The 10,576-nt window shown below is 66.0% G+C and carries 11 protein-coding genes; all 11 read right to left on the bottom strand.

Annotation, left to right across the window (positions count from 1 at the left end; all coding sequences use genetic code 11):
* On the bottom strand, positions 1–963 hold a 963-nt coding region (locus tag ACFMO5_RS11840), incomplete at its 3' end, for a phenylacetate--CoA ligase family protein (RefSeq protein ID WP_376792958.1).
* A gap of 108 nt (positions 964–1,071) precedes the next feature.
* Entirely contained in the window at positions 1,072–1,785 is a 714-nt protein-coding gene (locus ACFMO5_RS11835; protein WP_376792957.1) for an alpha/beta fold hydrolase, read from the bottom strand.
* A 391-nt stretch (positions 1,786–2,176) separates the two neighbouring features.
* The gene (hpaD, locus tag ACFMO5_RS11830; RefSeq protein WP_376792956.1) at positions 2,177–3,169 is read right to left on the bottom strand and encodes a 3,4-dihydroxyphenylacetate 2,3-dioxygenase; all 993 of its coding nucleotides are present in this window, start codon (positions 3,167–3,169) and stop codon (positions 2,177–2,179) included.
* Between the two features lie 65 nt (positions 3,170–3,234).
* Positions 3,235–4,707, bottom strand: coding sequence for a 4-hydroxyphenylacetate 3-monooxygenase, oxygenase component (gene hpaB / locus ACFMO5_RS11825; protein ID WP_376792955.1), 1,473 nt, complete (start codon positions 4,705–4,707; stop codon positions 3,235–3,237).
* Between the two features lie 35 nt (positions 4,708–4,742).
* The gene (gene hpaE, locus ACFMO5_RS11820; RefSeq protein WP_376792954.1) at positions 4,743–6,233 is read right to left on the bottom strand and encodes a 5-carboxymethyl-2-hydroxymuconate semialdehyde dehydrogenase; all 1,491 of its coding nucleotides are present in this window, start codon (positions 6,231–6,233) and stop codon (positions 4,743–4,745) included.
* Positions 6,220–6,981 (bottom strand): fumarylacetoacetate hydrolase family protein, encoded by a 762-nt coding sequence (locus ACFMO5_RS11815; protein ID WP_376792953.1) that lies wholly within the window; start codon positions 6,979–6,981, stop codon positions 6,220–6,222. Before ACFMO5_RS11815 ends, hpaE begins: the two co-directional genes overlap by 14 nt.
* A gap of 8 nt (positions 6,982–6,989) precedes the next feature.
* A complete protein-coding gene (locus tag ACFMO5_RS11810; RefSeq protein WP_376792952.1) occupies positions 6,990–7,331 on the bottom strand; it encodes a hypothetical protein in 342 nt (113 codons plus the stop codon).
* A gap of 146 nt (positions 7,332–7,477) precedes the next feature.
* Positions 7,478–8,371: a 4-hydroxy-tetrahydrodipicolinate synthase gene (dapA, locus tag ACFMO5_RS11805; protein WP_376792951.1), complete on the bottom strand. Its 894-nt coding sequence runs from the start codon at positions 8,369–8,371 to the stop codon at positions 7,478–7,480.
* Positions 8,368–8,871 (bottom strand): flavin reductase family protein, encoded by a 504-nt coding sequence (locus tag ACFMO5_RS11800; protein WP_376792950.1) that lies wholly within the window; start codon positions 8,869–8,871, stop codon positions 8,368–8,370. Before ACFMO5_RS11800 ends, dapA begins: the two co-directional genes overlap by 4 nt.
* On the bottom strand, positions 8,789–9,634 hold the full coding sequence (locus tag ACFMO5_RS11795; protein WP_376792949.1) for an ABC transporter ATP-binding protein: 846 nt from the start codon (positions 9,632–9,634) through the stop codon (positions 8,789–8,791). Before ACFMO5_RS11795 ends, ACFMO5_RS11800 begins: the two co-directional genes overlap by 83 nt.
* Positions 9,618–10,454: an ABC transporter ATP-binding protein gene (locus ACFMO5_RS11790; protein WP_376792948.1), complete on the bottom strand. Its 837-nt coding sequence runs from the start codon at positions 10,452–10,454 to the stop codon at positions 9,618–9,620. The genes ACFMO5_RS11795 and ACFMO5_RS11790 overlap by 17 nt, the downstream gene beginning before the upstream one ends.
* Positions 10,455–10,576 lie beyond the last annotated feature (122 nt).

The raw sequence follows: 10,576 nt of genomic DNA, 5'->3' as shown, positions 1-10,576 counted from the left end.
GGACATCCGGACGAAGGTCCGTCCGCACACACAAGGAGTCGGGTCGATGGAGGCCAGGTCGCCGGTCCGGTAGCGGATCACCGGCATCGCCTCTTTGGTCAGGGTGGTGAAGACCAGCTCTCCCACCGTCCCGGGTGGGACCGGCTCGCCGGTCGCCGGGTTGATCACCTCCACCAGGAAATGGTCCTCAAAGATGTGGGAGCCGTTCTTGGCCTCGATGCACTCGTTGGCGACGCCGGGGCCGATGACCTCGCTCAGGCCATAGATGTTGACCGCGTGCACCCCAAGCTTCTCCTCGATCTCCCGGCGCATCCCCTCGGTCCACGGCTCGGCCCCCAGGATGAAGACACGGAGGTTGAGGTCGCCCGGGCGGTAGCCCTCGGCCAACAGGGCATCGGCGATCACCAGGGCGTAGGAGGGCGTGCACGCCATTACATGGGTGCCAAAGTCCCTCAGGATCATTAACTGGCGGCTGGTGTTCCCTCCGGAGACCGGGACCACCACCATCCCCAGCTTCTCCGCGCCGTAGTGCATCCCCAGGCCGCCGGTGAAGAGGCCGTAGCCGTAGGCGTTCTGGAACACCTCCCCTGGTCGGGCGCCGGAGAGCACCAGGCAACGGGCGCACACCTCTGCCCAGACCTCCAGGTCGTTGCGGGTATAGCCCACTACTGTCGGTTTCCCGGTGGTCCCGGAGGAAGCGTGGATCCGGATTACTTCATTGATGGGCACGGCGAACATGCCGAAGGGGTAGGTCTCCCGCAGGTCGGCCTTGGAGGTGAAAGGGAGTTTCACGATGTCCGGTAAGCTCCGGATGTCGGACGGCTTCACCCCGGCCTCATCCATCTTTCGACGATAGTGCGGGACCCGATGGTAAACGTAGTCCACGATGCGCTGGAGCCGCTCCAACTGGAGCCGTTCCAGCCGGTCCCGCGGCATCGTCTCCATCTCCTCGTTCCAGTACATCGGTTTCACCTGCACCGCCATGGCCCCTCCTTTCCAGATATCTTTTGAGGTTTTACGGTCCTTGGGATCTGTGGGGATTCGGGAAGACTACCAAAACGGGCGTTCGTATCATCCGGGTTGTAGGGGCGCCCATCCGGTGGGTGTCTCGATGCGCTCATCCCAGAACGCGGTCGCGGCCTCCACGAAACCTTCCGGCCGCTCGCGGACGATGTCGTGGCCGGTTTGGGGGAAGATCACCAGCCGGGCATGGGGGAGCCAGCGGGCCATCTCGATCGTCTGCTCAATCGGGGTGATGCGGTCGTTTTCCCCGATGAGCAGCAACGTGGGGATGCGGATCGCCCGCAGGTCCTCGGGCCCGAAGTCCGGGCGATGGCGGTCTTCCTCTTTCCACCCCCGCAGCAGCGCCTCCACCCGTTCCGCGGAGCCGTGCCAGCGCACCATCGCCGCCCACCACGCCGGCTCCTCGCGTCGGATCCGCTCGGGATCCCAGAAGGCGTCCCCGCGCGTGCGCATGCCCCGCACGGTGTAATGGCTGCCGATGAGGACCATCGAGCGGACGCGCTCCGGGTGTCGGGTCGCCAGATAGAGAGCTGTGGAGGCCCCGCCGCTGAAGGCCAACACATGGGCCGACGGGATCCCCATCCGATCCAGCAGGGCCGCCATATCATCAGCCATCTCCCGCAGATCCAGCCGGCCGCTCGGGTTCGTGCTGCCACCGTGCCCCCGGAGGTCCGGCCCGATGAGGTAGAAGCGGGAGGCCAGCGGCCCCAGCACCCGCCCCCAGGTGGCCCGGAAGGTGCTGCAGGCGTTGTGGAGGAGCAACAAGGGCTCCCTGTGGGGATCCCCTCCCTCCTCCACCGCCAGTGCCAAACCGTCCTGTAAGATCCATTGCCTTCGGATCAGTGGAGGGCTCTCCATACCGATTCAGGGTGCCAACCGCTGGAACCCAGCGTCTTCCTGTTCGATGGAAGGCCAAGCCGCAGCGACTGAGGTGCCGGCCCGGCCCTCTCCAAACCTTGTGAGCTTCAGAGGCCAGCCGCAGGAGCTCCTCGATGGCGATCCGGCAGGCCTTCTTAACCCCTTGTCGTGAATCAAACAAACATTTGTTTATGATCCCTTCGCCAATTTTTATAACGATGATGATCGAAAATGTCAAGGGGCTCCGGGTCGAGGGCCATCCGTCCGTGGGCTGTCTATCCCCAAAGACGCCGTCTCAGGTCACAAAGACCGGCCGGTCCACCAGCAGTGGCTCCCGCACGGGCACGAGCTCCCGGGTGAGGATGTGCTCCACCCGGGACGCCTCCTCGAACCAGGAGCGGGGAGGGATGTGGCCCCAGAAGGTCGCCCGACGGGGATCGTTGATGGACCATCGGATGGGCTCCCAATCGGGGTCCGGGATCATATAGTCGTTGGTGTATAGCTCAATGCGATTGCCGTCGGGGTCGCGAAGGTAGAGGAAGAAGGCGTTGCTGAGGCCGTGGCGGCCCGGCCCCCGCTCGATGGCCTCCCCCATCCCCATCGCGGCCAGGACGTCGCACGCCCGCAGGACGCTCTGGGTGTCGGCCACCCAGAAGCCGACGTGGTGCAGCCGAGGGCCGATCCCGTTCATCAGCGCGATGTCGTGGACGTTCTGTTTGCGATGGAGCCAGGCCGCCCACAGGCGGGGCGGATCCTCGTCGGTCACCGTGTATTCGGAGCAGTAGAAGCCCAGCTTCCCCGTCCACCAATCGTAGGCCTCTTGGACGTTGGGGACCTGGCAGTTGAAATGGTCCAGCCGCATGATGTGGGCGCCCCGGTAGAGGTCGAAGCGCTGGAGCAACCGTTCCCGCCGCGCGATCTCGTGGAAGAACTCGATGGGGAGCCCGGTGGGATCCTGGACCCGCAGGGCGCGCCCTTGGCCGGCTTCCTCCTCGTCGGGGGCCAGCCAGCGGATGGGACACCCGGCCGCCTCATACAGCGCCGCCAGGCGGTCCAGATCCGCCGGGTCGGCCACTCGGAAGGCCAGATGGGTGACGCCCGGGCTTTCCGCCCTCCGCAGGATCAGGCTGTAACGATCCCGTTCCTCCATGCCGCCCAGATAGATCCGGTCTCCCTCCCGAGCGACCTCCACGAAGCCCAGAGCCTCCACGTAGAAGGCCCGGGCCCGCTCTAGGTCCGTCACCCGGAACTCCGCGTGGGCCGCGCGCGTGATCGAAAAGCCTCCCATAGCCCCCCCTTTCCTGGGTCTGAACTTTCCGCTAAGGTTGGGCGATCGAAAGGTCCAGCCCCCGCCTAGGCCTTCGCTTGGGCGAAAGCTTCCTCCCTCATTTGCTTCAGGAACTCCTGTACCTTCTCCATATAGGGGGTGCGGTCGTGCTTCTGGAAGATGACGCCGGCGATGCGCACCGGGTCGCCGAAATAGAACCGTTCGTATTGGACCTGACGGCCGGCGAAGGCCGAGAGGGCGGCATCCCACGCCAAGCGGAACAAGGGGATGCGATCGTAGGCCTCGGCCCGGGCGGCCTGGAAATAGCGCTGGATATCTTCCATCAACTCCGGGTTCTTCATGTCCTCCTCGGTGACCGTGGCGATGATGCCGCTGGCGCAGAGCTGCTGGATGATCTCCACGATCCGCGGGTACCACCGCATGTAGAGGTTGCGGGCAGCGTCCAGGGGCGGCCAGGCGGGGCGGAAGGCCCCGAAGGCGTCCTCGTGGGCATCCGCCTCCGCGGCCCGCAGGAGCGCCTTCATGGTCTCCAGGTAGATCCAGATCTCCGCTATCTTTTCCTGAACGTGCTGGAAGCCCTCGATGCCGATGGCGTCCACGATGAGGGAGGCCAGGCCGAGGAAGAACTCGGTTTTGGCGATGTTCTTCACGGTCACCTGGTGGGCCATCCCGACAATGGCGCCGGTGGCCGCGTAGGCCTGGTTGGCGCGCTCCACATCCCGATAGATGAACACCCGCTCCCACGGCACGAACACATCGTGGAAGATCACTACGGCGTCCACCTCGTCAAATCGGGACCCCAGCGGATGGTCGAAGGGGGAGCGGCCGTAGTCCAGGGTCTCCCGACACAGGAAGCGCAGGCCGGGCGTGTCGCACGGGAGGGCGACGGCGTAGCAATAGGGGGCGTCCTCCTCTGTGTTGCGCAGCAGCGTAGAGGGGAACACCATGAGCTCGTCCACCGCGGGCAGGGTGGCCAACATCCGGGCCCCACGGATCACGATGCCCCCATCGGTCTCCTTCACCACGCGGGCCGCCAGGTAGGGGTCCGCCTGCTTCGAGGGACCGACCGCCCGGTTCGCCTGGGGGTGGATCAGGGTGTGGGTGAGGCAGAGGTCGTTCTCGCGCAGGTACTCGTAGTAGCGCCGCATGTGTACAGCGAAGGCCGGCTCCTTCTCCCCCAAAAAGTCCGCCCCCGAGGCGTAGTAGGCGATGGCCCGGTTGAGGTAATCCGGGGTCCGCCCCATGAACCCGAAGTGGACGTCGGCCCAGATCTTCATCATCCGGCTCACCCGCCGCACATCCTCCGGGGAGCGAGGGATCAAAAACGAGAGCCCCACCTTCTCACCGCTCGTCGGCGAATCGTAAAGACAATCGTCCGCTCGTTCCCACTGGAGGTCATACAGCCGGGCCATGGAGCGCAGCCCGCGGGCGAAGGCCGGGTGGGTCGTGGGATCCTCCACCCGCTCCCCACGATGCCAGAGGTCCCGGGGATGTTCCCGGATCCGTTGTAGAAACTGCGCGCCGGTTCGTGCGCCCATCGATCCCTCCCGTCCAAAGGACACAGGGTTCGTCTCTACCGGATCCCCATCCGGGGGATGCGAGGCGGGGTCAGCGCCACATGGACGGTCATCACCTCGGTGTAGAACTCGAAGCTGTAAACGCCCCCCTCCCGGCCGATGCCGCTGTACTTGGCGCCTCCGAAGGGGGTGCGCAGGTCCCGCACGTTGGGGGCGTTGGTCCACACCATCCCCACTTCCATCGCATGGGCCATCCGATGGGCGTTGGTGAGGTCCTTCGTCCAGATGTAAGCGGCCAGGCCATAGGAGACGCCGTTGGCGATGCGGATGGCCTCCTCCGCCGTCTCGAAGGGGATCACCACGAGGACCGGGCCGAAGATCTCCTCCTGGGCCACCCGCATCTCCGGCCGCGCCTCCACGATCACGGTGGGGGCGAAGTAGTTCCCCTCCGGCTGATGAGGGGGGCGATCCCCGCCCAGGGCGATGACCGCGCCCTCCGCCCGGGCGATGTCCATGTAGCCCCGCACCCGCCGCCAGTGCTCCGGGTGGATCAGCGGGCCGAGCTCCGTCTGGGGATCGAAGGGATCCCCCACCCGGAGGGCGGAGACCCGATCCAGCAGGCGCTCCAGGAACTCGTCGTAGATCGCCCGGTGGAGCAGCAGGCGGGAGTTGGCGGTGCAGCGCTCGCCGTTCAGGGAGAAGGCCTGCCAGATCACGCCGTCCAGAGCCTGCTCCAGGTCGGCGTCGGGGAACACGATCGCTGCGTTCTTGCCCCCCAGCTCCATCGAGTAGCGCTTGAGGGTGGAGGCCCCGTTGCGCATGATCTCCATCCCGGTGGCGGTCTCGCCGGTGAAGGAGATCAGTTGAACTCCCGGGTGCGCGACCAATGGGGCGCCCGCCCGCTCCCCGAAGCCGTGGACGATGTTGAAGACCCCCGGCGGCAGGTCCGCCTCTAACACGATCTCGGCCAGCTTGTTGGCCGAGAGGGGCGCCCACTCCGCGGGCTTCAGGACGCAGGTGTTGCCGGCAGCCAGGCAGGGGGCCACCTTCCAGGTCTCCAACATGAACGGGGTGTTCCAAGGCGTGATCAGCCCGGCCACCCCCACGGGCTTCCGGATCGTGTAGTTGAGGAACTCGCCGTCCTTGGGGTAAGTTTCGCCGGTGATCCGGGTCGCCATCTCGGCGAAGAAGTAGAAGTTCTCGGCCGCCCGGGGGATCGCCCCTTTGCCGGCCTGGGCGATGGGCATGCCGACGTCGAGGACTTCGAGGCGGGCGATCTCCTCGGCGTGTTGGAGGATGAGGTCGCCGATCCGCCGCAGGTAGCGAGCCCGCTCGGCGGCCGGCATGCGGGGCCATGGACCTTCATCGAACGCCCGTCGGGCCGCCCGCACCGCGCGGTCCACGTCGGCCGCGGTCCCATCCGCCACGATGCCGATGGGCCGGTTGGTCGCCGGGTTCAGCGTCTCGAAGGTCCCCCCCTCCACGGCGTCCACGAACTGGTTATCGATGAAGTGGCGGACGATATAGAGGCCATTACGTTGTTCCATCTCCTTGCTCCTCCACCACCGGGTTTTCGAGGACCCCGATCCCCTCGATCTCCAATCGCATCACATCCCCCGGTCGCACCGGGGCGATCCCCCGGGGAGTCCCGGTCCAGAGGGTGTCCCCTGGCTCCAAGGTCATGAACGAGGTGATGAAGGCGATGAGGTCCGGGATGCGGTGGATCATCCGCGAGGTATGGCCCTCCTGGACCAGGCGGTCGTTCACGTAGAGCCGCAGGGCCAGGTCGTGGGGGTCTGGGATTTCGTCGGGGGTCACCCGCCACGGCCCCATGGGCCCGAAGGTGTCCTGCCCCTTGGCCCGCACCGGCGGGCGGTAGAAGTTGCCGACGAAATCCCGGGCGGTGACGTCGTTGCCGATGGTGTAGCCGGCGATCACATCCCACGCCGCCTCCGGGCGGACGTTGCGACAGCGCCGGCCGATGATCACCACCAGCTCCACCTCGCCGTGGAGGAACGTCACCCCTTTCGGGTAGATCACCGGGGCCCGGTGTCCGATCCAGGCGTTGGACGGCTTGAAGAAGAGGGCGGGCTCCTCGGGGGGCGCCACCCGCAGCTCCTCGGCGTGCTCTGCATAGTTCAGGGCCAGGCCGATGGCCTTGCCCCCCGGGGGAACCGGCGCCAGCCAGATCACCCGCTCCGGGTCGAACCGACGCCCGTCGGCCACCAGCCAGCCCTCCTCCGTGACCATCCCCTCCCAGATCCGTCCCTCGGCCGCGAACCGGGCGATCCGCATTTTCTCCCTCACACCCGCCGGATCTGCTCCGGGCTCAACCGAGCCTTGGCCTGCTCTTTCTGATAGCCCAGCCATTTCAGGAGATCGTTGATCCCCTTGGTTCCTCCGCTGATGAAGAGGGCGGTGAGAAACATATCGATCCAGCCTGCTTCGACCCCGAAAGGCTGCAATGCCCGAATGGGTGTGAGCACAGCCAGGGCCAGCCCGTAGAACATGGCGATCCCCGCATACACCTGTCGTTTGCGCCCTCCGAGCAGAGGATCCAGCCAGGGATCCAGCAGCTCGAGCAATTGTTGCAGCGCGAACCCGGCCACGAATATGGGCCCCAGGGCGATCGTCAAGGTGTCCAATTGGGAGCCTCCTGAGTCGGATCGTTGAAGGACCTGGCCTCCCCGGATCCTGGGGGCTTTGAGAACAGGGCAGCTGTCTTGGGAGTCTCCCCCAGCCCTCTTTCACCGCCCCCCTTCATCGGGGATGCATGGGTGGGTCCTCACGTCTATTCGATCAGACCGTATCCCTTCAGCACTTGGCGCAGCCGCTCGACGTTCTCCGGCCGCATCGGGGCGAGGGGCAGGCGGACCTCCGGCGAGATCTTCCCCATCATCGCCAGCGCGGTCTTCGCCGGCACCGGGTTGGTTTCGATGAACAGCGCGTCGTTCAGGGGGAGCAGCTGGTAATGGAGATCCCGGGCCTCCCGCCAGCGATCCGCTGCCGCCAGATCGTAGAGCCGAGCCACGCGGTCCGGCAGCACGTTCCCGGTGGCGCTGACATAGCCGGCCCCGCCGATGGCCAACACCGGGAAGCAGAGCAGCTCGATCCCGGAGTAGACCAGGAAATCCGTCCCCATCCGATGAAGCAGCCGGTTGATGTGCTCGAAGTCCTTGTTGGCCTCCTTGATCCCCACGATGTTCGGACACGCCTCCCGCAGCCGGGCGACCGTGTCGATCTCCAAGTGCGCTGCGGTGCGCCCAGGGATGTTGTAGAGGATCACCGGGAGATCCACCCGCTCGGCGATCCCCTTGAAGTACTGGAAAAGCCCCTCCTGGGAAGGCCGCACGTAATAGGGGACCACCACCAGCAGCGCGTCGACGCCAGCAGCTTGAGCCGCCTGGGAGAGGCGGAGGGTTTCCTCAAAGTTGTTGGTCCCGGTCCCCGCGATCACCGGAACCCGCCCCCGGGCCCCTTCAACCGCCAAGCGGTAGAGCGCAACCCGCTCCTCGAAGCTGAGGGCGCTGGGCTCGCCGGTCGTCCCGGTGATCACCAAGCCGTGGGTGCCCGAGGCGATCTGCCACTCGACCAACCCCACAAACCCCTCCCAATCCACCGCCCCGTTCCGGAACGGCGTGACCAGAGGGACCAACGACCCGCGCAGGCGATCCGCTCCTTTCACGATGCACCCCCTCCAGTCTCAGGGACCAAGCGTCGATACGCGCCCTCGAAGTAGAGCAGGGGAGATCCTTCGCGCAGGATCCCTGCGTCCTCCACCAGGCCAAGGTAAATGGTGTGATCGCCTCCCCAGTAGGCGCTGGCTACAGTGCAATCCAAGTAAGCGAGGGCGTTCTTGAGGATGGGCGCCCCCGTCACCGCCGTTTGATAGGGGAGGCCCTCGAAGCGATCGATCACTGGGATCCGCCCGGCGAAGCGCTCGGAGAGCTCCGCCTGATCCTCGGCCAGGAAGTTCACCGCGAAGCAGCGCCCTTCCCGCAGGATGTTCTCGCTCCGGCTATCGTTTTGAATGCAGACCAGGACCAGCGGCGGGTTCATGGACACGCTGGTGAAGGCGGTGACGGTGAGGCCGTGGATTTGATCATCCGCCCGCATGGTCACCACGGTCACCGTGCTCGCCCACCGCCGCATTACCTGACGCAGCTGCTCGGGCAGAACGGGCATAATGGTCCGCCTCCGTCGGAGAGGATGGAGGAGTCCAGCAAGGTGAGGACCCTCCCAGATAAGCGGCCTGGAGGGTCGGGTCCTCGAGGAGCTCCACCGCGGGCCCCTCCCGCACGATCCGCCCGGCCTCCATCACATAGGCGCGATCGGCCGCTCGCAGGGCCTGGCGGGCATTTTGCTCCACCAGGAGCATGGTCAGGCCTTGCTCCCGCAGGGAGCGGATCACCCGGAAGAGTTCCTGAACCAACAGCGGGGCGAGGCCCAGGGAGGGCTCATCCAGGAGCAGCATCCGCGGCCGGGCCATCAAGCCGCGACCGATGGCCAGCATCTGCTGCTCCCCCCCGCTGAGGGTTCCGGCGATTTGCCGTCGCCGCTCCCTCAGTCGGGGGAAGAGCTCATACACCCGCTTCAGGTCCTCCTCCACCGCCCTTCGTTCCCCCCGACGAAGGCGCAGGTAAGCTCCCAGGTAGAGGTTGTCCTCGACGCTCATGGAAGCGAAGAGTTGTCGTCGTTCCGGGATCTGAACCAACCCTAAGGCGACGATCCGTTCCGGCGGCCATCCGGTGATCTCCTGTCCGTCAAACCAAATCCGCCCGGCCGTGGGGCGCAGCAGCCCGCTGATCGCCCGCAACAACGTGGTCTTCCCCGCGCCGTTCGCGCCGATCACCGTCGCGATCTCTCCGGCGCCCACCTGCAGGGAAACCCCATGGAGGACCTGCACCGGGCCGTAGGCGGCCCGAAGCGCTTCAACCTTGAGCTGCATCCGGCACCGTATCCTCCTCACCCAGATAGGCGGCGATCACCTGAGGGTTCTGGCGGATCGCCTCGGGAGGCCCCTCGGCGATCAATCGCCCGTAATCCAGGACAGCGATCTCATCCGCCAACTCCATCACCAAATTCATATCGTGCTCCACCAGAAGCATGGTGATGCCCTCCTGGCGGAGGGAGCGAATCAATTTCGCCAACTGAACCTTCTCCATCGGGTTCAACCCCGACCCCGGCTCGTCCAGCAGCAGGAGCCGAGGGGTGGCGGCAAGGGCCCGCGCGATCTCGACGATCCGTTGCAATCCCAAGGGCAGGCTTTCCGCCGGACGATGGGCCCACTCCTCCAACCCCACCCGCTCCAGGATCTCCCACGCCCGAGCCCGCGCCGCTTTCTCTTCCTGCCGCATCTGTGGGGTTCGGAGGATCGTCCCCAAAAGGCCGCTCCGCCCGTGGCGGTGGCCGCCGATCAGCACGTGCTCCAGCACGGTCATCCCCGGGAACAGCTGGACGTTTTGGAACGTGCGAGCGATCCCCAGCGCGGCGATCCGATAAGGCGGCAGGCCGACGAGGGAGCGCCCGTCGAAACGGATCTCCCCGGAGGTCGGGCGCAGCATGCCGGTGATCAGGTTGAACAGCGTGGTCTTCCCCGCCCCATTGGGGCCGATCAGCCCCTTGATCTGGCCCGGCCATACCCGGAGGGAGACGTCCACCAAGGCCATCAGGCCGCCAAAGGCCTTGGATACCCGGATGATCTCCAATAGCGGCCTTTCCTCGAGTTTCTCCGTTCCATCCACTCGGATCCGCAAGCTCGCTTCCATCTGGAATCGACCCCCAACCCTACTGCTGTGAGGTGCCTTCCGGGGGTTGGGGGCCATCGAAGGCGCCCCAACCCCTGCGGTCAGTTTCTGGTAGGGGTTTCGGGGCGGGCCGGGCGCCAAAG

The sequence above is a fragment of the Thermoflexus sp. genome, assembly GCF_042408365.1.
Taxonomy (GTDB): domain Bacteria; phylum Chloroflexota; class Anaerolineae; order Thermoflexales; family Thermoflexaceae; genus Thermoflexus.
The sequence above is the reverse complement of the archived record's forward strand: the minus strand, read 5'-3'. Positions and strand labels throughout refer to the sequence as shown.

Coding starts and splice junctions, on each gene's coding strand:
- hpaD (WP_376792956.1), bottom strand. CDS start 3,169: ATGGGAGGCTTTTCGATCACGCGCGCGGCCCACGCGGAGTTCCGGGTG.
- hpaB (WP_376792955.1), bottom strand. CDS start 4,707: ATGGGCGCACGAACCGGCGCGCAGTTTCTACAACGGATCCGGGAACAT.
- hpaE (WP_376792954.1), bottom strand. CDS start 6,233: ATGGAACAACGTAATGGCCTCTATATCGTCCGCCACTTCATCGATAAC.
- ACFMO5_RS11815 (WP_376792953.1), bottom strand. CDS start 6,981: ATGCGGATCGCCCGGTTCGCGGCCGAGGGACGGATCTGGGAGGGGATG.
- ACFMO5_RS11800 (WP_376792950.1), bottom strand. CDS start 8,871: ATGCCCGTTCTGCCCGAGCAGCTGCGTCAGGTAATGCGGCGGTGGGCG.
- ACFMO5_RS11795 (WP_376792949.1), bottom strand. CDS start 9,634: ATGCAGCTCAAGGTTGAAGCGCTTCGGGCCGCCTACGGCCCGGTGCAG.
- ACFMO5_RS11790 (WP_376792948.1), bottom strand. CDS start 10,454: ATGGAAGCGAGCTTGCGGATCCGAGTGGATGGAACGGAGAAACTCGAG.